The 19,091-nt window shown below is 71.1% G+C and carries 14 protein-coding genes and 2 pseudogenes; 5 read left to right on the forward strand and 11 right to left on the reverse strand.

The window, feature by feature from the left end:
- Position 1 precedes the first annotated feature (1 nt).
- Genes narH through ACWGJ5_RS39125 form a run of 4 tightly spaced genes read left to right on the forward strand, consistent with a single transcriptional unit; the run spans position 2 to position 3,661 of the window.
- Entirely contained in the window at positions 2 to 1,537 is a 1,536-nt protein-coding gene (gene narH, locus ACWGJ5_RS39110) for a nitrate reductase subunit beta (protein ID WP_453314379.1), read from the forward strand.
- Positions 1,534 to 2,313, forward strand: a complete 780-nt coding sequence (gene narJ / locus ACWGJ5_RS39115; protein ID WP_453314380.1) for a nitrate reductase molybdenum cofactor assembly chaperone — start codon at positions 1,534 to 1,536, stop codon at positions 2,311 to 2,313. The genes narH and narJ overlap by 4 nt, the downstream gene beginning before the upstream one ends.
- Positions 2,310 to 3,059 (forward strand): respiratory nitrate reductase subunit gamma, encoded by a 750-nt coding sequence (gene narI / locus ACWGJ5_RS39120; RefSeq protein WP_453314381.1) that lies wholly within the window; start codon positions 2,310 to 2,312, stop codon positions 3,057 to 3,059. The genes narJ and narI overlap by 4 nt, the downstream gene beginning before the upstream one ends.
- A 44-nt stretch (positions 3,060 to 3,103) precedes the next feature.
- Positions 3,104 to 3,661 carry a vitamin K epoxide reductase family protein gene (locus ACWGJ5_RS39125; RefSeq protein ID WP_453314382.1) on the forward strand — a complete coding sequence of 186 codons (558 nt, stop codon included), beginning with the start codon at positions 3,104 to 3,106 and terminating at the stop codon, positions 3,659 to 3,661.
- Between the two features lie 106 nt (positions 3,662 to 3,767).
- Here the strand turns inward: ACWGJ5_RS39125 and ACWGJ5_RS39130 are convergent, their stop codons facing one another.
- Together ACWGJ5_RS39130 and ACWGJ5_RS39135 are read right to left on the reverse strand one after the other, a co-directional pair.
- Positions 3,768 to 4,343, reverse strand: a complete 576-nt coding sequence (locus ACWGJ5_RS39130) for a hypothetical protein (RefSeq protein WP_453314383.1) — start codon at positions 4,341 to 4,343, stop codon at positions 3,768 to 3,770.
- Positions 4,344 to 4,359: 16 nt separating this feature from the next.
- The gene (locus ACWGJ5_RS39135; RefSeq protein ID WP_453314384.1) at positions 4,360 to 4,653 is read right to left on the reverse strand and encodes a GAF domain-containing protein; all 294 of its coding nucleotides are present in this window, start codon (positions 4,651 to 4,653) and stop codon (positions 4,360 to 4,362) included.
- 336 nt (positions 4,654 to 4,989) lie between these two features.
- Here ACWGJ5_RS39135 and ACWGJ5_RS39140 point away from each other — a divergent pair, with 336 nt between their 5' ends.
- Positions 4,990 to 5,322, forward strand: a complete 333-nt coding sequence (locus ACWGJ5_RS39140; protein ID WP_453314385.1) for a cupin domain-containing protein — start codon at positions 4,990 to 4,992, stop codon at positions 5,320 to 5,322.
- A gap of 143 nt (positions 5,323 to 5,465) precedes the next feature.
- Here ACWGJ5_RS39140 and ACWGJ5_RS39145 read toward each other — a convergent pair whose 3' ends face one another.
- From ACWGJ5_RS39145 to ACWGJ5_RS39185, 9 genes and pseudogenes are all read right to left on the reverse strand, one after another.
- Entirely contained in the window at positions 5,466 to 6,671 is a 1,206-nt protein-coding gene (locus ACWGJ5_RS39145) for a globin domain-containing protein (protein ID WP_453314386.1), read from the reverse strand.
- Between the two features lie 271 nt (positions 6,672 to 6,942).
- A complete protein-coding gene (locus tag ACWGJ5_RS39150) occupies positions 6,943 to 8,532 on the reverse strand; it encodes an oleate hydratase (RefSeq protein WP_453314387.1) in 1,590 nt (529 codons plus the stop codon).
- Between the two features lie 1,489 nt (positions 8,533 to 10,021).
- Complete coding sequence (locus tag ACWGJ5_RS39155) at positions 10,022 to 10,513, reverse strand: hypothetical protein (RefSeq protein WP_453314388.1); 492 nt, start codon at positions 10,511 to 10,513, stop codon at positions 10,022 to 10,024.
- A 259-nt stretch (positions 10,514 to 10,772) separates the two neighbouring features.
- Positions 10,773 to 11,337 (reverse strand): annotated as a pseudogene (locus ACWGJ5_RS39160) (NAD(P)-dependent oxidoreductase); the annotation flags it as partial.
- Between the two features lie 137 nt (positions 11,338 to 11,474).
- Complete coding sequence (gene ppdK, locus ACWGJ5_RS39165; protein ID WP_453314389.1) at positions 11,475 to 14,144, reverse strand: pyruvate, phosphate dikinase; 2,670 nt, start codon at positions 14,142 to 14,144, stop codon at positions 11,475 to 11,477.
- A 16-nt stretch (positions 14,145 to 14,160) separates the two neighbouring features.
- Positions 14,161 to 15,060 carry a universal stress protein gene (locus tag ACWGJ5_RS39170; protein ID WP_453314390.1) on the reverse strand — a complete coding sequence of 300 codons (900 nt, stop codon included), beginning with the start codon at positions 15,058 to 15,060 and terminating at the stop codon, positions 14,161 to 14,163.
- Between the two features lie 149 nt (positions 15,061 to 15,209).
- Positions 15,210 to 15,485, reverse strand: a pseudogene (locus ACWGJ5_RS39175) (flavodoxin domain-containing protein); the annotation flags it as partial.
- Between the two features lie 27 nt (positions 15,486 to 15,512).
- Positions 15,513 to 16,244, reverse strand: a complete 732-nt coding sequence (locus ACWGJ5_RS39180) for a CBS domain-containing protein (RefSeq protein ID WP_453314391.1) — start codon at positions 16,242 to 16,244, stop codon at positions 15,513 to 15,515.
- A gap of 13 nt (positions 16,245 to 16,257) precedes the next feature.
- Positions 16,258 to 18,951 carry a bifunctional acetate--CoA ligase family protein/GNAT family N-acetyltransferase gene (locus ACWGJ5_RS39185; RefSeq protein ID WP_453314392.1) on the reverse strand — a complete coding sequence of 898 codons (2,694 nt, stop codon included), beginning with the start codon at positions 18,949 to 18,951 and terminating at the stop codon, positions 16,258 to 16,260.
- Between the last annotated feature and the right edge of the window lie 140 nt (positions 18,952 to 19,091).

The following is a 19,091-nucleotide window of genomic DNA, read 5'->3' on the forward strand; positions in this document are numbered from 1 at the left end:
CATGCGCGTCATGGCCCAAATGGCGATGGTCATGAACCTCGACAAGTGCATCGGCTGCCACACCTGCTCGGTCACCTGCAAGCAGACCTGGACCAACCGGACCGGCGTGGAGTACGCCTGGTTCAACAACGTCGAGACCAAGCCGGGCGTCGGCTACCCACGCCGTTACGAGGACCAGGAGCAGTGGAAGGGCGGCTGGATGCTCGACAAGCGGGGCCGGCTGGTCCTGCGCTCGGGCAGCCGCGTCAAGCGACTGCTCTCGATCTTCTCCAACCCGGACCTGCCGGCCATCGAGGACTACTACGAGCCGGTCACCTACGACTACGACAACCTCGTCGGCGCGCCCGCACAGAAGGACATCCCCGTCGCCCGCCCCCGGTCCGTCCTCACCGGCAAGCCGACCTCCATCACCTGGGGCGCCAACTGGGAGGACGGCCTCGGCGGCGCCCCCGAGCACGCCGGCGGCGACCCGAACCTGCACGGTGAGTGGGCCGAGAAGGTCAAGTTCGAGTTCGAGCAGACCTTCCTGTTCCACCTGCCTCGCCTGTGCGAACACTGCCTCAACCCCGCCTGCGTCTCCGCCTGCCCCTCCGGGGCGATGTACAAGCGGGTCGAGGACGGCATTGTCCTGGTCGACCAGAACCGCTGCCGCGGCTGGCGCATGTGCGTCACGGCCTGCCCGTACAAGAAGGTGTACGTCAACCACGCCACCGGCAAGGCCGAGAAGTGCACCTTCTGCTTCCCACGCATCGAGGCGGGACAGCCCACGGTGTGCTCCGAGACCTGCGTCGGCCGGCTGCGCTACCTCGGGCTGCTGCTCTACGACGCCGACAAGGTGGGCGAAGCCGCGGCGACCCCGAACGAGTACGACCTGCTGGACGCCCAGCGCAACGTCTTCCTCGACCCGCACGACCCCGAGGTGATCGCAGCAGCCCGCGGGGCCGGCATCCCCGAGGACTGGCTGAACGCCGCCCGCCGCTCCCCGGTGTACGCGCTGGTGTCGACGTACAAGGTGGCCCTCCCGCTGCACCCGGAATACCGCACGCTGCCCATGGTCTGGTACGTGCCCCCGCTCTCCCCCGTCCTGGACGCGGTGAGCGCGGCGGGCGGCGACCAGGACGACCCGGACCATGTGTTCGCCGCCGTCACCCGGCTGCGCATCCCGCTGGAGTACCTGGCGGAGCTGTTCACCGCCGGGGACACGGGCGTGGTCGCCGGAGTGCTGATGAAGCTGACCGCGCTGCGCTCGTACATGCGCGAGAAGACGCTGGGCGAGGCGGGCGACGAGGCCGCGATCAAGGCCGTCGGACTGACCGGCCGGGAAGCGGAGGACCTGCACCGGCTGCTGGCGGTGGCCAAGTACAAGGACCGCTACGTCGTGCCGGCGGCCCACAAGGAGGACGCCGCCGCGCTGACCGCCATGGAGAACCGCTGCCCGGTGGAGACCTCGGCCGAGCCGAGCGAACGCAAGGTCATGCTCGGCATCCCCACCCTGCGCCGCCGCACCCCCGAAGCCCCCGCAGGAGGACGCCCGTGAGCCCGCTCCCCACCACCGTGCCCGCCATCGTGCGCACCCGGCTGCGGGCCGCCGTGCGCCGCCCGGCCCGGCTCACGCCGGACCAGGTCAGGGACCGGGCGCTGGTCCTGCGGCTGCTGTCGCTGCTGCTGCAGTACCCGGACGCCGAGCTGGCCGCTGCGCGGCCCATCGTGCTCGCCGCCGTCCAGGCGCTGTCCCCGTCACCGGCCGCCACCGAACTGGCCGCCTTCGCCGAATGGTTCGGCGGGCAGGAGCCGGAGGCGCTCGAGCGGCACTACGTCGAGATGTTCGACCTGCGCCGCAAGAGCAGCCTCTACCTCACCTACTACCTGCACGGCGACACCCGCCGCCGGGGCATGGCCCTGCTCACCCTGGCACAACGGTACCGCGCGGCCGGCTGGGAGATCGGCGGCGGCGAACTGCCCGACCACCTGCCGGTGGTGCTGGAGTTCGCCGCCCTGTCGGGGCCCGGATCGGGCGAGGCACCGCTGCGCCAGCACCGGCGCGGCCTGGAGCTGATCCACCGGGCGCTGACCGACGCGGACTCGCCCTACCGACATCTGCCGGCCGCGCTGCTCACCCTGATGCCTCCCGCCACCGAAGCAGACCTGAAGGCGGTGGCAGAACTGGCCACCGAGGGACCACCGAACGAGGACGTCGGCATGGACCCATACGCGGGTGGCTTGTTCGCCCCGCCCGGCACCTTCGTCCCGCCCGACCAGGCCCCGCCCACCCTCGTGCCGCTGTTCACCTCGTCTCCGGATGGTCCTCGATGAATGCTTCAGGAACCGGCCTCCTGCTGTGGGTCGCCTTCCCCTACATCTGCCTGGCCGTGTTCGCCGTCGGACACGTCTGGCGCTACCGCCAGGACCAGTTCGGCTGGACCTCCCGCACCACCCAGCTCCTCGAACACCGCTGGCTCCGGTGGGGCAGCCCTCTGTTCCATCTCGGCGCCTTCGCGGTGATCGCCGGGCACGTGGTCGGCCTCGCCGTCCCCGCGTCCTGGACCGAGGCGGCCGGGATCAGCGAGCACGTCTACCACACGACGGCCGTCGCACTCGGCTCGGTCGCGGGCGTGGCCATGGTCACCGGCCTGGGCATGCTGTGCGCCCGCCGCCTGCTCGCCCGCCGGATCCGCCTCACCACCGACCGCAGCGACAAGGTGCTCTTCCCGCTCCTGTCCCTCACGGTCCTGCTGGGCTTCGGCGCCACCGCCGTGCACAACGTCTTCGGGGGCGGCTACGACTACCGATCCACCGTCTCGGCATGGTTCCGCGGCATCTTCGCCCTCCACCCGCACCCCGAGGCGATCGCCGGCGCCCCACTGCTGTTCCAGCTGCACGCCCTGAGCGCCTGTCTGCTGTTCGCCGCCTGGCCGTTCACCCGCCTCGTCCACGTGTGGAGTGCCCCGATCGGCTACCTCGGGCGTCCCTACCTGGTGTACCGGCGACGCGCGGCCACCCCGGCACCAACGGTGCGCAGTAGCCCGGTGCCGGATCCGCGAACCCGCCGCGTCGCATGAGACCGCCTGGCCCGGGGAAGCCGAGTCGACGCCTCGGTTGGCTCATGACGCTGACCGGAACCGTCGGCTGGCTCGCCTCCTTCCAACTCACCGTGGACGACTGGCGGCTGCTGAAGAACCCGGCCTACGAGCCGCCGTGCAACATCAGTCCGATCGTCAGCTGCGGCAGCGTCATGTCCAGCCCTGAAGGCAGCGTCTTCGGCTTCCCCAACATGCTGCTCGGTCTCGGCGCCTTCGCCGCGGTCACCGTCCTCGGCCTGGCCGTGCTCACCGGGGCACGCCTGCACCGGGCGCTGTGGCTCACGCTGAACGCCGGGGCGCTGGCCGGCGTGGTGTTCGTGCACTGGCTGATCCACCAGTCCCTCTTCGGCCTGGGCCGGCTCTGCCCCTACTGCGCCGTGGTCTGGACGGTCACCATCGCCCTGTTCTGGTACGTCACGCTGCGAAACCTCCGGTACGGCGTCATCCCCGTGCCGGCAGCCGGCCGAAGCCTTCTCGCTCTGGTGCTGGAGACGCACTGGATGCTGCTGGCCGCCTGGTACGGCGTGATCGCCGTGCTCGCCCTGACCCGGTTCTGGCCGTACTGGAGCAGCTTGCTGTGACCGGACCGCCAGGCCCCGCGCGTCGGGACGTTCGGCCCATCCACACCCGAAAGGTCGAAGTCAGGTTCCCTAAGTAGCCCTGAAAGGGTAGCTAGGGAGCGAGGCATCACCCATGGTGACGACAGACCATGACCAGCCACTCCCCCAGGAACGCATTGCCCCCGGGTACCGGCCTGGAAGCCTCCCGCGTTCCCGGCCACTGGCTCCTGGCCCGCCTGGGCAAGCGCGTCCTGCGCCCCGGCGGCCTGGAGCTGACCCGCTGGATGCTCGATGCCTTGGCCGTCGGCCCCGATGACCGCGTGGTGGAGCCGGCCGCCGGCCCGGGGTCCACCGCCCCGCTGACGCTCGCGCCCACCCCGGCCGCCTGCACCGCCGTCGACCGCGCTCCCGCCGCGGTGGCCCGGCTGAGCACCCGCACCGCGCCCGGGCCGACGGAGATCCCCGCGGTGCGGGCGGACGCCGCGGACACCGGCCTGCCGGACGGCAGCGCCACCGTCGTGTACGGGGAGGCCGGGTTGAGCATGCAGCCCGAACCCGCCAAGCGGCGCATCTCCGGGAAGCACGCGGCCTGCTTGCCGACTCCTCCGGCCGCTATGCCATCCATGAGATGTGCCTGCTGCCCGACCGCATCGACCCAGCCCTCGCCGAACAGATCACCGCCGACCCGCACGACGCCGTCCACGTGGGCGCTCGCCCGCTCACTCGATGCTGATACTCGCGGCACTGGCCAACGCGGTCGGCAGATTCTGGTCGTCGTCGAAGGGCGTGCCGTCGGTCTTGTCGGCGAGGTAAAGGTCGCCGTATACAGTCCCGCGCACCATCAGCGGAACGCCCAGCAGGGCACGCATGACCGGGCGCCCGGGGGAAAGCCGGCCGAACGAGGGTGTGCGACCACATCCGCGACCCCCAACGGCCCGCCGGTCGGCCACCAACGTCTGCAGCACGCCATGCCCCTGCCGGCAGGTCCATCGCGGCACACACGTGCGGGGCATCGATGCCCACGGTCATCGGGTCGGTGAAGGCACCGTCCTCCCCGAACACGCCCGGTGCTCCGTACCGCGCGCCGACGAGGTCGGCAGCCGCTTCCACGATGCGGGGCAACACGGTGCGGGTGCGCCGTCCGACGGCGACGTCGCCTCGCCCTGCCCTGCCCTGCCCTGCCACCCCACGCGCTCACCCGGCCGGGAGCAGGTCCCCACGACACGCCGGGCGGCGCCGAGGAGGATCCACTGTGGTACCTGTGGCATGCGGCCGTGTCGTACCGCTGCTGGGCAGCCGACGCCGACGCATCGCCACTGGCTCCGGACGCAGAAAGGGCACACCACCCCATGCAGAAGTTCTCCCTCGACGCCCGCGTCCGCGAACACCTGGAACGGGCCGCCACATCGTCCACCGGCCGCAGCGCCGAGACCGTCTACGGCGGCCACGAACACGTCCTGCGCCAGACTCTCATCGCGCTGCGCACCGGAACCGACCTGTCAGAACACGAGAATCCCGGCGAGGCCACGGTGCTCGTCCTGCGCGGCCGAGTACGGCTGCACAGCGGCGACGAGGTGTGGGAGGGCATGGCCGGGGACCTGCTCGTCGTGCCGCCCGCCCGCCACAGCCTGCAGGCCCTGGAAGACACCGCCGTGCTGCTGACGGTCGCCAAGACCCGCTGATCCGCCCCATGACTCGCTGCTTTCCCTGTCCGGCCCGACCGGCGGGACGATGGCGAACGCCCGCCGTCGGGCTGCCCTTGTTCTGCCCCAGCCGCGCCGGACACTGGCTTCCGCTCACGCGGACGGGGGTATGACGCGGGTATTCAGCCTTCGGCGTGGGCCAGCCACAGGTCGGGGCCGAAGACCTCGTAGCGGATGCTGCGGGCGGGGATGCCGGCCTGGAGGAGCTGGGTGCGGACGGCGCGCATGAAGGGAAGCGAGCCGCACAGGTACACGTCGGCGTCGGTGGGGAGGTCCAGCCCGTCGAGGTCCATCAGGCCCGTGCGAGAGCCGGGTTCCTCGGCGGCGTCCTCTTCGTACCAGAAATCGGCCCTCGCGTTGGGCAGTTGCTCCACCAGTCGTCGGGTTTCCGCCCGCAGGGCGTGGTCGGCCGGGGTGCGGTCGGCGTGCAGGACCCACACCGTCCGGGCCGAGCTGGTGGCTGCGAGGTGTTCGAGCATGCCGGCCATCGGGGTGCAGCCGATGCCGGCGGAGACCAGCACGAGCGGGGTGTCGGCGTCGTCGAGGACCACGTCCCCGAACGGAGCCGACAGGGTGAGCTCGTCGCCCACGTGTGCGGTGCGGTGCAGTTGGTTGGAGACCTCGCCCTCGGGGGCGTCGGCGACGCTCGCCACCCGCTTGACGGTGATGCGCCGCAGCCGGTCTCCGGGCGCGTTGGAGAGGCTGTACTGGCGGGTCTGGTGGATGCCGTCGGGCATGAGCACGCGGACGCTGACGTACTGGCCGGCACGCGCCTGGGGCAGGGGGCCGTCGTCGGCCGGGCGCAGCAGGAAGGACGCGACGTCCGGGGTCTCCTCGCGCCGCTCGACCACGGTCCACTGCCGCCACGGGTTGCGCGGATCGACCTCGGCTTCCTGGTAGAGGCGCGCCTCCTGGGCTATGAGGGCGCCGGCCATCAGCCAGTACACCTCGTCCCAGGCGCCGGCCACCTCCGGGGTGACGGCCTCACCCAGTACGTCGCCGATGGCCCGGAACAGGTACTTGTGGACGATCGTGTACTGGTCCTCCGTGACGCCCAGCGCAGCGTGCTTGTGCGCGATCCGGGCGAGGAGCGCGTCCGGGCGGGCGTCGGGGTTCGCCAGCAGGGCCTGGGCGAAGGCCGCGATGGATCCGGCGAGAGCCCGGCGCTGCTCGCCGCTGGCCTGGTTGCCGCGGTTGAACAGGCCGTCCAGCAGTTCGGGTTGCTCGGCGAACATGGTGCCGTAGAAGCGCGCCGTGATGTCGTCCAGGGCGCCGCCGACGGCGGGCAGGGTGGCGCGTACGACAGCGGCCGACTCGGGCGAAAGCATGACTCTCCTCTGTGATGCGGGCATATAGGGGGACGGCGCTCACCGTCGAGCCGGTGTCCGCCCAGCGGATCCGAACCGGCACATCGATCGTGCCGGTAGCGCCGTGATCTGGAACAGGGCCGAACTTCCCTGACGGCAGGGTCTCTCGGGCCGGTTCCGATGTGGGGCCCGTCACTGTCTCCAGGCGGCCTGCCCGCGCGCCAGGCTGTCCGGGCTTTCGGAGCGACTCACCAGTGACGAGAGGGAGCAAATCAACTGATAACGGTGCAGCTCAGGCCAGTGCGGCCTTGAGTACGCCGAAGGCGGTCCTCGGGTCGGCAAGGGCGTGGTGGATACCCGGAATCTCGTGGTCGTCGAGGCCAAGGAGCCCGTGGACGGCGTGCATGGCGCCGCGGACGGAGTACTCGACGGTGAAGACCACGTCCTCCGGGATCTCGGTGAACTGACCGAGGAAGGCGAAGTTCGCCGATCCCCGCGGGATGACCAGCGGCCGGTCCTGCGTGGTGCGCGGGGCGAACTGGCTGGTGATGTAGGGAAGCATCACCGGGATCACGGTCGTTGTCGCCGCAACCTGCTCCTCGATGTCCCACAGGCCGAGGTGGTTGAGCAGTTCGGTGAGGATCTCCTTGCCCGTGGCTTCGGCCATCGTCTTGCCCACGAAGTCGCCCTCGTTGTCGACGAACAGGCCATAACCCCACAGGGTGTAGACGTCCTCTGGCTGGCCGTCGAAGTGCGGGGCGTGCGGCACGACGATGGACATCAGCCAGTTGGAGTCCTTGAACGTCATCAGCGCGCCGGTGCCGGGGAGGTTCCCGGACAGTTCCTCGATGCGGTGCAGCAGCAGCGGGCTACGCATGGTGAGGGTGAAGGACTCCCACTTGGCCTCGTCCACATTGCCGTTGAAGACGGTGGGACGCCCGAAGTCGTCGGCCTTGGAGGCGATGGTCTCCCACAGGCGCCAGCCGCCGTCGCGCTTGTCGCGGATCAGATCGGGTGCGCGGTCGTCGCTGCCGTAGGCGGCGTCGGCGGTCATCGAACCGAGGGTGAGGAACGCGTAGTCGGCGTCCCCGAGGTCGTACGCGTCCGGCTGCCCTGCGCGGTCGAGGTGGAGGCGTCGCACCCGCCGGGTGCCGTCCTCCTCAGTGGTGAAGTCCACGTCGGTGACCCGCACACGGTGCTCGAAGCACACGCCGCGGGCCTCCAGCCAGGCTTGCAGCGGGCGGATGATCGAGTCGTACTGGTTGAGCCGGGTGCGGCGCACGCCCGCAAGCGTGTGCATGCGCGGAAACTCCTGCATGAAGCGCAGGAAGTAGCGCCTGAGCTCAATGGCGCTGTGCCAGTTCTGGAAGGCGAAGGTGGTGCGCCACATCGCCCAGAAGTTGGTCTCGAAGAAGTGCGGGGAGAAGAAGTCCTCGATCCGCCGAGCTCCGATCACCGCCTCGGGGAGCACGAGCAGCCGGGTCAACTCCAGCCGGTCCCGCGCGTCCAGGCCGTAGTCGGAGGCGTCCAGGATCTCGGCATCCTTGCCGATCAGTCGCGCCTTGGCGTTGGTGGGCCACTTCTCGCTGAACGCCCGGATCTCCTCGCGCACCGACACCGTCTTGTCGGTCAGTGTTGGGATTGTCTCCAGGAGGTTCCAGAGGCAGGTGTACGCCTCGTCCTCCAGCATGCGTCCGCCCCGGGTGACGTATCCGGTGGGCTCGCCCCGGCCGTCCATGGAACCGCCGGTCACTGGGAGTTCCTCAAGGATGTGGATGTGCTCGCCGGGGAAGCCTCCGTCGCGGACCAGGAAGACGGCGGCGGCCAGCGAGGCGATGCCGCCGCCGACAAGGAAGGCGCGTGGCTGCTGGGCGTCTGTCATGACGTCCCTCCGTTCTGCCGTCCCGCACTCCGGGCCGGCTGACAGTGATCAGGAGCCGTGTGGCGGGACGCGGCTGTGATGCGTCCGCCGTGTGCACGGCACGGCGCCGGTGGGATCACACCCGGCGCCTGTCACCGTCAGCCAACTCTCGCAAGGGCCGGGCGGGCAGGGGCCGGATGTCCCCGATCATGTGCCCGACGGGCCCGCGTCGGGCACCGTGCGGCAAGGACCGGGGCTGTCCGTCTCCTACTGGGCGATGTCGAGGACGTCCTGCACGGGCCGGCGGGCCGTGGCAGATCCCTGGGGTCCGTAGCCCAAGCGAATCACCATCTGAACGTGGCCCCTGCCCTGCGCCGGATCACGGGCCAACAGGCGCAGGCCGGAGCTCTCAAGGGCGTGGGAGGTCAGGGAGGTGGCGAGGCCTGCGAGGGTCACCTCCAGCAGGACGCGCTCCAGTGCTTGGCCCGCGCACGTCAGTCGGCGGATGTGTCGCTCGGGGTGTGTTGGCGATGTCCGCCTCTGGTCCCAGTCGGGTCCACCGGTGCAGGTCTTCCATGTGTTCGGGGTTCGGGGGGTCACGGCTCTCGGCATCGTGGACCAGATTCAGCACGGATTCCATGCGCCAGGGCCCGGGGAACAGCAGCTCGGCTCCCTCCCGGCCGGCTGCGCTCTCCGACGCGGAGCGTACGTCCTCCGGAATGTGCTTCTCGTCGAAGGGGTGGCGGCTGGTGTGCCGCTGGCGGATCGCGGGATGCAGCCTGGGCAGGTCGTCCTCCTGCGGCGCGGTGTCGCGGGCTTCGTGCAGATGGACGGTGGCGAGCAGGAACGGCTCCGCATCCGATGTGCACTCGGTTGCCGGGATCCGAGCGAGGCATGGCTCGGTCGAGGTCGGCGAAGAGCAGGAGGAGGTCACGCTCGCCCGCCACGAAGCGGAGGCGCCACGGCTGCGCATTGTGCATGCTCATCCGGGGGCATCCGAGCCGGTACGGAGTGCCGGCGAAGCCGGAGGCCGCGATGTCGTCTTCGCCGGAGGAGGACTACGAGACCTTCGAGGGGGACAGCCAGCAGACCGCGGCTCGGGCGAGGGGTGCGACACGCGGTTTCCTGTCCGTGCTCGCACCGTCCGACGGGGATGAGGCAGACGCGGTGCTCATCGTGGTTTCCGAGCTGGTCAGCAATGCGATCCGCCATGCCGGCGGGGTGACGGGGTTCGGGCTTTGGGCCGGCTCGGGGACGGTTACGGTCACGGTGCACGAGGCCAGCCGCGAAACCCCGCAGCCACGGCTGACAGATCCGAGGGAGACGGCTGGGTTCGGCCGGCTCTTGGTGCCAGAACTCGCAAAGGATGTGCACGTCAGGGTGGCCCGACGGGCAAGGCAGTTTCAGTGGGCTTGCCCTTGTCCCACTGAACTCGGGGACAATCTCGATGCCCGGGCCCGGGACGTCCAGCCCAGCCCGGAGACAACTGCGGATCTGGCAGCCCACTCACCTACCGGCGGCGGCCGGCCACGCCGACGCGTTGGCGGCGGCACGCCCGCGTACCCGCGAGCGCGATGGCGAGGATCAGCGCCACGACCGCGGAGGGCCACGCGGCGATCGCCAACCAGCCGCCGGCCTTGGGCCCGGCGGCCACTCCGAGGGCCGCCGTGGCCATGGCGGCGGCCCCGAAGCCGATCAGGACGGCGACGACCTTCCGTTCACGCTGGGTACCGGGTACGGGCTGGGTGGGGCGTACTTGCGCCCAGTGGCGTGCGGCCTCCTGGGTCTCGCGTCGGCGCTGCGCGGCCGTGCGCAACCGAAGGCCCACCGTGACAACGGCACCCACGGCGGCTGCCGCACAGGGTATCCACCACGGCTCAGCAACGAGCAGCAAGATCGCGACTATCCCGGTCGTGGTCCAGCCGGTGAGGCAGGCTGCTGCGGCGTGACGGTGGGAGACGGGGCGGTCGGCTCCGGTACGCAGGTCGGCGAGTGCCGGCATGTACCAGGCACTGCCCGCTCCAGTCACCGCCGCGGCGCCGAGGGCGAGAACGGCTTGGGGACCGGCACTTCCCGACCGCCACCTCGTGATCGTCGGAGGGGTACCGGAGGCAGATAGGGCCGAACAGCCTCCGGTCGGACGTCGGATGGGGTCCAACGGCCCTCTTCGTCGCCCGGTGCGCGGACGCCGCTGGCCGCGGCTTGGGCTGTGCCTGCCACGGTGATCTGGGCGATCCGACCGACGGCGTCCCGGGTGAGTAGGCCTGGGCGAACAGCCGCTCGCGCGGGACGTACTGCATGCCGAAGGCGAGGCAGTCGGGCTTCTCGGTGACGTCCCAGCCGAGCAGCCGCATCCCGAACCCGTGGGCGATCCGGGCGAACGCGGCCCCGATCTTGCCGGGGCCCATCAGCCCGTCGAGCCGGAAGTCGAATTCCCGGGTACCGTGCGCGGCCCGGACGATCCGACGGTTGACCACCAGCGCCAGGGTCAAGGCGAACTCGGCGACCAAGTACGGCGAGTAGTACGAGGCCGGCCGACCGTGAGCCCCAGTTCCTTGGCTGCCCTCAGGTCGATGTTGTTGTGACTGGTGGACCCCTGAACGATCACCGGGTGCCGCCCTCGGCCGGCGAGCGCAGCACTCCGGCGTCCAGGATGTCGTTGACGCTGCTGAGTACCACCTCGTAGCCCGCGGCGGTGGGGACGGTGCCTTGGTCCAGGAACAGCCCGAGGCAGCGCAATTCGTGGCGGCCGGCGAACGCCTCGTAGAACGCTTCCCTCAGCAGCGGACCCTCGTCGGCCAGGACGCCGTACGCGACGATCTCCACCTGCTGCCCTTCCGTCGCATCGAGCGATCGCTTCTCCACCGTAGGCGAGCCTCGCTGAGGCGAAGAGGGCCGATGGGCTCAGCAGGTCGGTCCGCTCGGTCCGGACGTCGGCGATACGACGGGCCTGCCTGCGATGGTCACCTGCTGTCGCTGGTGTTGGTGTCCGTAAGGGCTGCTCGTCCCGCTTCGAGGCGGGCGGCGGGGATACGGAAGGGCGAGCAGGAGACGTAGTCGAGGGCCGCCCGGTGGAAGAAGTGGATGGACTGCGGGTCGCCACCGTGTTCGCCGCACACGCCGGTCTCCAGGCGGGGATTGACCGAGCGGCCCGCCTCGACGGCGATCTCCACCAGCCGTCCGACGCCCTCCTGGTCGATCGACTCGAACGGCGACACCGCGAAGACGCCCTTTTCCAGGTAGAGCGGGAAGAAAGAGGCCTCGGCGTCGTCGCGGGACAGGCCCCAGGTCGTCTGGGTGAGGTCGTTGGTGCCGAAGGAGAAGAAGTCGGCGGCCGTGGCGATGCGATCGGCGGTGAGCGCCGCGCGGGGCAGCTCGATCATGGTGCCGATCGGGCAGTCCAGCTCGATGCCGGTCTTGGCCGTGACCTCGGCGAGGACGCGTTCGGTCTCGGCGCGGGCCAGGCGCAGTTCCTCGACCGTCCCGACGAGCGGGATCATGATCTCGGCCCGAGGTGTGCCGCCGTCGCGCAGCCGATGCACCACCGCCTGCGCGATCGCCCGTACCTGCATGGCCATCAGGCCGGGCACGGCCAGGCCGAGACGTACCCCGCGCAGGCCCAGCATCGGGTTCTGCTCGTGCATGCGCTCGACGGCGGCGAGCAGCTCGCGGTCGTGAGGGTCCGGGTGCTCGGCGCGGACGATCTTGGCGGTGAGATCCGTGCGGTCGGGCAGGAACTCGTGCAGCGGCGGGTCGATCAGGCGGATCGTCACGGGCAGCCCGTCCATCGCCGCGAGGATGCCGGTGAAGTCCTCGCGCTGCAGCGGCAGCAGGGCGGCCAGGGCCTGCTCCCGGGCCGTGTCGTCGCGGGCCAGGATCATCGCCTCGACCAGCGCCCGGCGCTCGCCGAGGAACATGTGCTCGGTGCGGCACAGCCCGACACCCTGCGCACCGAGGTTACGGGCGCGTGCCGCGTCCTCGGGGGTGTCGGCGTTGGCCCGCACCTCCAGGCGTCGTATCGAGTCGGCGTGGGCCAGCGCACCGAGCACGGCTTCGGTGAGCGGGCCGGTGGCGGTGCCGGACTCCAGCGTGCGACCGACGTCGGACGCTGTGAGCGGCAACCCGCCGAGGTGGACGGTGCCGGCTGTGCCGTCGACGGACACGGTGTCGCCCTCCCGGACGACGAATCCCGACTCGGTGGTAAACCGGCGTCCTGCCACGTCGACGGCGAGGGCCTCGACCCCGCACACGCACACCTTGCCCATGCCGCGCGCGACCACGGCGGCATGGCTGGTCTTGCCGCCCCGGCTGGTCAGCACCGCCTGCGCGGCGATCATGCCGGGCAGGTCGTCGGGCGTGGTCTCCCGCCGGACCAGGACCACCCGCTCGCCTGCCGCGGCACGGCGTACGGCCTCCGCGGAGTCGAAGACGACGGCTCCCACCGCGGCGCCTGGCGAGGCGGGCACGCCGTGGGCGAGGGGCCGGTCGGTTGCCTGCACGTCGAAGCGGGGGAACATCAGCCGGGTCAGTTCAGTGCCGTCGACGCGGACCAGGGCCTCGTCCGCAGTGATTGTCCCTTCCTCACGCAGGTCATGGGCGATACGGAAGGCCGCCTCGGCGGTGCGCTTGCCCACCCGGGTCTGCAGGATCCACAGCTTGCCGCGCTCGACGGTGAACTCGACGTCGCACAGGTCGCGGTAGTGGCTCTCCAGGGTGCGCAGGTGGTCGCCGAGTTCGACGTAGGAGCGCGGGTCGAGCGTCTTGAGCTCGCTCAGGGGCAGCGCATCCCGCACGCCGGCGACGACGTCCTCGCCCTGAGCGTCCGGGAGGTAGTCGCCGTACATGCCGCGCTCGCCGGTGGCGGGGTCGCGGGTGAAGGCGACGCCGGTGCCGGAGTCGGGGCCGAGGTTGCCGAACACCATCGCCTGGACGTTCACGGCGGTACCGAGATCGTCACGAATGTGCTCGCGGTGGCGGTAGACGCGGGCGCGCTCAGTGTTCCAGGAGTCGAAGACGGCGCGGATGGCGCGGGAGAGCTGCTCGGCCGGGTCCTGCGGGAAGTCCTCGCCGGTCTCCTTGCGGATGATGTCCTTGAACTCCTCGGCAAGGCGGGTAAGTTCACCGGTGCCGAGGTCCTGGTCGTGCGCCGTGTGTGCGGCGATGGCCTGCTGAAACAGGCCGCCGTCGACGCCCATCACGGTGTGGCCGAACATCTGGATGAGCCGCCGGTAGGAGTCCCAGGCGAACCTCTCCTGCCCGGAGGCCTTGGCGAGCCCGGTGACGGACCGGTCGTTGAGGCCGATGTCGAGGATGGTTTCCATCATGCCGGGCATGGAGAAGCGGGCGCCGGATCGTACGGACACCAGCAGGGGGTCGTCGGCTGCGCCGAGGGTTCGGCCCATGGTGCGCTCGAGGCCGGCGAGGGCACGGGCCTCCTCGATGCCGAGTTCGGGCGGCTCCTGTCCCGTCGCGAGCCAGGCCTTGCAGGCGTGGGTGGTGACGGTGAAGCCCGGCGGCACGGGCAGCCCCAGCCGTGTCATCTCGGCCAGGCCGGCCCCCTTGCCGCCGAGCAGGTCGGCCATCTCCCGGCTGCCTTCAGTGAATTCGTACACGTACTTCGTCGGTGTGCTCATCGCGCTCTCCGGTTTCTCACTCGTGGGGCACGACGGCCAGCGGGCAGCCGACGTGGTGGACCGCCGCATGGGTGACAGGGCCGATACGCGCAAGCGTCGGCCGCAGGCGCCGGCCGACGACGAGGAGGCTCGCCGCAGAGGCGGCCCGGACCAGCGCCGTGGACGCCTTGCCCTTCACGACGGTCTCCAGGACCTCGGTCTCCGGATACTTGTCGCGCCACACCTTCAGCACCGCGGACAGGAACCCCTGCCACTCCTCGGCCCGCGCGGGATCACCGACCAGACCGATGTCGCCGGGGCCGAGGCTCATCGCGGAAGGCGGCTGCCAGGCGTGCACGACACGCAGCCGGGCGTGCCGCAGCCCGGCCTCCTCGAAGGCGAACTCGATGACCTCGTCGCAGGCGTCGGCGAGATCGATGCCGAGCACCACGTCCCGGTAGCCGGTACGGGTGGACGGGCTGCCGTCGTCCGCAGGGAAGTGCTCGTCCGCGGCCTCCTCCCCCTTGCGTACGAGGACGGCGGGACGCGGGGCCCTCGCGACCACCCCCAGGGCGACCGAGCCGACCAGCAGGCCGGCGAAGCCAGTGAGCCCCCGTGAGCCCAGCACCAACAGGTCGGCCTGCTCGGCGGCCTTCAGCAGGGCGACGGTCGCGGGCCCTTCGACCTGCTCGTCCGCGGTGAGGTGGACACCGGGGCAGGTACGGCGAATGCGGTCCTCCGCCTCGCGCAGGGCACGGCGCGCCAGATGCCGGTGCGCGGCGTTCGCCGACGCGCCGTCGTGCCCGCGCGGGTCCCAGTCCCAGGCGTGCAGCAGGCGCAGCGGCCGGTCGCGGCGTACCGCTTCCCGGGCGGCCCACTCCGCGGCGGCCAGACTCTCGGCCGATCCGTCGACTCCGGCGATGACAGGCGACAACATGGATGCGCACCTCCTGCGCTCGGTCTGCTCCTCACTGCCAGCGTCGTGCCACGCCGACTGTGCGGGTATGGGCCGCACGGTCTCCCCCAGGCCCGTTCGGCCCGTGCACCCGTCCCGAGGCGGGCGGCACGGTGGGGAGCGTGAAACCAGGCGTCGAGCGGACCGCTGCTGAAGAACCACACCGGGCGTTCGGCCAGTATCCGGCGGTGACGGTGGACGAAGTGGCGGGCGTCCTTGTGCCAGCGGCCCACGTACAGCGCGGCGCCGGCCACCACGGCGTCGTACGGAAGCACGCTCGCCACCGATTCGGCCGGCAGCACCTCGACGGTCACTCTGTCCTTGCGCAGTACGTCGGCGACGGCCTCGGCGATCTGGGCCGTCGAGCCGTTCGTCGAGCCGTAGGCGACCAGGACCTTGCCGGACATGGTGGTCCCTCTCTTCTCAGGTGCCTGTCACAGCCTGCGCAGCCAGTCTTCGGCCACGCCCTGCACAGCCCTCTCTTCGGGCTGAACGTGGCTGTCGTCCAGCCGGTGGCCGAGCTTGTCCACCACCGCGACCACGCCGTCGATCTGCCGGGACATGGAGACGGCGATCTCCGTCTCGCTCCTGCGCTCCATCTGGCCGGCGAGCGTGACCACACCCTCCACGACGGCGACGTCAACGGCGTGGGGCGCCAGCCAAAGGGCTCGCCCCAGCACCTCCTCGACCACCGCTTCGCGGATCTCCTTGTCAGGTCGCAGGAAGACCTGGAGCAGGTCCCGTCGGGTGACGATGCCGACGAGCCGGTCCTCCTCGTCCACGACCGGAAGCCGCTCCACATGCCGCTGGGCCATGGTTCGCGCGGCCTCGACGATGGTGTCCTCGGCGTGCACGGTGACCGGTGGTTCGGTCATCAGCTGACCGGCGGTGCGGGCCTCGGCCTTGGCGGCCTGCCGCCGGCCACCGCGGGTCAGCGCGGCAAGTGGAGCCCGGCGCTTGGGCTGGTACGGGTCGCGGATGGGCGCCTGGCGCACCATCAGATCCGTTTCGGAGATGACGCCGATGACCTTCTCGCCCTCGTCCACGACCGGCAGTCCGCTGATCTTGTGATCGGCGAGCAACCGTGCCACTTCCTTGAACGGGGTGCCGTACGCGGCGCGGACGACGTTCGTGGTCATCACGGAGCCGACCTTGTTGTGCTTCATTCTCGGTTCCTCCTCAACGGAGTCGGCGCAGATAGGGGTCCTTGGGCCCGCGCGGCACCAGGCGCACACGCGCGTCGAGCACGCAGACCCGTTCCGGTGTCGCGAGCACGGGGTTGAAGTCGACCTCGGCGAGCTGCGGAAGGTCGGCCGCCATGCGGGACAGACGCAGGAGCAGTTGCTCCAGGCCTTCGAGATCGGCCGCTCCGCTGCCGTGGGCGCCGAACAGCAGCGGGGCGCAGCGCGGGGCGGTGATCAGGTCGTGCACGTCGTGGTCGGTGAGCGGGGCCAGGCGGGCGGCGTGGTCGCCGAGGACCTCGGTCGCGGTGCCGCCGAGCCCGAACAGCACCAGTGGGCCGAAGACCTCGTCCTGGACGACGCCCGCGAACAGTTCGGTGCCGCGGGCCGCCAGCGGCTGCACGACCACGCCCGTGAGCAGCCCCGCGAACCGGGTCTCGAAGTCCCGGAAGGCGGCTCGCACTTGGGTATCGCCCTGGAGGTCGAGATGCACGGCACGCTGCTCGCTCTTGTGCAGCAGTCCCGGCCAGTGGGCCTTCATGACCACCCGGCCGTCGGGGCCGCGCAGCCGCCGGGCGGCGAGGACGGCGTCGTCCTCGGTCTCCGCCCACGCCCAGGGCAGCTGGGGGATGCCGTAGCAGGCCAGCAGATCGGCGCAGGTACGCGGGTCGAGCCAGCCGCCGTCCTCGTGCGCGGCCAGGAAGGTCTCGACGATCTCCTGCGCGTGAGCCGTGTCGACGCCGTCCAACTCCGGGACGGTGCCCACGGGCCTGGCGAGCCAGGCCGCGCGGCGTACGGCGTGGACCAGCGCCTGCGCCGCAGCCCGGGGTTCGGCATACGAGGGGATCGTGCCGCCGTCGGCAGCGGACAGCAGCTTTACCGGCAGGTCCTGTTCGAGGCGTACCGCGGCAAGTGGCTTGGCCCAGCGCCGGCGGGCGTCGGTGAGGGACCGGGCGAGGTCGTCGCCGGTCGCCGCGGCGACCGCCGTCGGTACCAGGGCCACCAGGACGGCGTCTACGCCCGGGTGGCGCATCAGCCGGTCCAGGCAGTCCGCAAGCTGGTCCTCGGTGACGGCGGCGGTGGCGTCGACGGGGTTGCCGACCGCGGCGCCCTGCGGGAGCACGGCGAGCAGGTCGTCGATCACGTCCGGGGTGAGCGACGGCAGGGCGAGTCCCGCCTCCGCACAGGCGTCGGCCGCCAGCACCCCGGCACCTCCCGCGTTGGTGACGATCGCAACGCGGCTGCCTGCGGGGAGAAGCTGGGAGTGCATCAGGGCGGCGGTTTCCAGGAGTTCGCCGACCGAGCGGGTGGCGGTGATGCCGGCCTGGGTGAACAGGGCCTGCCGGGTCATGGTGCGGGTGGCCGCCGCAGCGGTGTGTGAGGCCGCGGCGCGCCGGCCCGCCTGGGTGCGACCCGCGTCCACGGTCAGGACGGGCATACGGCGGGTGACGCGGCGCGCCGTGCGCGAGAACGCCCGCGGACTGCCGAAGGACTCCAGGTGCAGCAGCGCCAGTTCGGTGCGCCCGTCACTCTCCCACCACTGGAGCATGTCGTTGCCGCTGACGTCGTACTTGTCACCGAGCGAGGCGAAGGACGAGACGCCGATGCCCAGCCTGGACAACCCGTCCAGCAGCGCGATACCCACCCCACCGGACTGCACGGCGACACCAGCGGTGCCGGGACGCGGATGGCCGGCGGCGAACGTGGCGTCCAGACGCACATCTGGGTCGGTGTTGGAGATGCCGAGGCAGTTGGGGCCCACCAGGCGCATGCCATGCGAGCGGCACGCTGCCAGCAGCGCCCGCGCCTGCTCGGCATCGAGGCCGGAGGTGACCACCAGCAGCGCCCGGACACCGGCCTTGCCGCACTCCTCGGCTGCGGACGGCACAGCGGCCGCAGGCACGGCCACCACGACCAGGTCGGGGGTCTTCGGCAGGGCGCTCACCGACGGGTAGGACGGCACACCGAGGATGTGGTCGGCGTTCGGGTTCACGGCGAAGAGGCGGCGGGTGTAGCCGCCTGCCTTCAGGTGGTGCAGGATCGCCCGGCCGACCGAGCCGGGTTTGCGTCCGGCACCCACGACCGCGACCGCGCTCGGGCACAGCAGCGGTTCAAGGCTGACCACGTCGGCGGCCCGGCCCCGGGCCTCCACTGCCGACAGATAGGCGTCGTCCTCGTCGAGCCGGATGGTGCAGCGGACTTCCGGGCCTTCGAAGCGGCGGGCGGTGCGCAGGCCGAGGTCGGCGAAGAGCTGGAGCATCTCGCGGTTCTCGCTGAGTGCGTCGGCGGTGAAGGTGGTGATGCCCTCGGCTCGGGCGGCTGAGACCAGGTGCTCGACGAGCAGGGTGCCCACGCCGCGGTGGTGCAGGCCGTCGCACACCGCGACGGAGATCTCGGCCTCCTCCTTCTCTCCCGCCGTGTCGTACTCTGCAAGGCCGATCACTCGGTCCTGTGTCTCCGCCAGCAGCGCCCGGTAGCCGGGGCGCGCGGGAGCGCAGGCCCGGTCGGCAGCCAGGGCACCGGAGCGCCGACTGACCGAGAAGAACCGCAGCCGCAGGTTCTCCGGGGACATCTCCTCGTAGAGCCCCTGCAGTTGGTCGTGGTCGGCCGGGCTCACAGGACGGATGCACACGGTGGTGCCGTCCGCGAGCAGGGCGTGGACCGGGGGGTGGCTGAGCACATCGTCCGTCATCGCGGATCTCCTCCAAGGGTCTCGAGGGTTCGAGCATCCAGCGGAGCGGAGGGCGGTCCCAGGGGCTGTCCGGGGACGAGTCCTGGGCCGGTCGGCCCTAAGCTCATCGAGGCTTGTCGGCCTGGCCGCAGCGTGCGAAC

It is taken from the genome of Streptomyces sp. NPDC054783, from assembly GCF_053611725.1.

What these genes read in the sequence shown, in the direction of transcription:
- narH (WP_453314379.1), top strand. Translation starts at nt 2, where the DNA reads ATGCGCGTCATGGCCCAAATGGCGATGGTCATGAACCTCGACAAGTGC.
- narI (WP_453314381.1), top strand. Translation starts at nt 2,310, where the DNA reads ATGAATGCTTCAGGAACCGGCCTCCTGCTGTGGGTCGCCTTCCCCTAC.
- ACWGJ5_RS39125 (WP_453314382.1), top strand. Translation starts at nt 3,104, where the DNA reads ATGACGCTGACCGGAACCGTCGGCTGGCTCGCCTCCTTCCAACTCACC.
- ACWGJ5_RS39135 (WP_453314384.1), bottom strand. Translation starts at nt 4,653, where the DNA reads ATGCCCCGCACGTGTGTGCCGCGATGGACCTGCCGGCAGGGGCATGGC.
- ACWGJ5_RS39140 (WP_453314385.1), top strand. Translation starts at nt 4,990, where the DNA reads ATGCAGAAGTTCTCCCTCGACGCCCGCGTCCGCGAACACCTGGAACGG.
- ACWGJ5_RS39145 (WP_453314386.1), bottom strand. Translation starts at nt 6,671, where the DNA reads ATGCTTTCGCCCGAGTCGGCCGCTGTCGTACGCGCCACCCTGCCCGCC.
- ACWGJ5_RS39150 (WP_453314387.1), bottom strand. Translation starts at nt 8,532, where the DNA reads ATGACAGACGCCCAGCAGCCACGCGCCTTCCTTGTCGGCGGCGGCATC.
- ACWGJ5_RS39155 (WP_453314388.1), bottom strand. Translation starts at nt 10,513, where the DNA reads ATGCCGGCACTCGCCGACCTGCGTACCGGAGCCGACCGCCCCGTCTCC.
- ppdK (WP_453314389.1), bottom strand. Translation starts at nt 14,144, where the DNA reads ATGAGCACACCGACGAAGTACGTGTACGAATTCACTGAAGGCAGCCGG.
- ACWGJ5_RS39170 (WP_453314390.1), bottom strand. Translation starts at nt 15,060, where the DNA reads ATGTTGTCGCCTGTCATCGCCGGAGTCGACGGATCGGCCGAGAGTCTG.
- ACWGJ5_RS39180 (WP_453314391.1), bottom strand. Translation starts at nt 16,244, where the DNA reads ATGAAGCACAACAAGGTCGGCTCCGTGATGACCACGAACGTCGTCCGC.
- ACWGJ5_RS39185 (WP_453314392.1), bottom strand. Translation starts at nt 18,951, where the DNA reads ATGACGGACGATGTGCTCAGCCACCCCCCGGTCCACGCCCTGCTCGCG.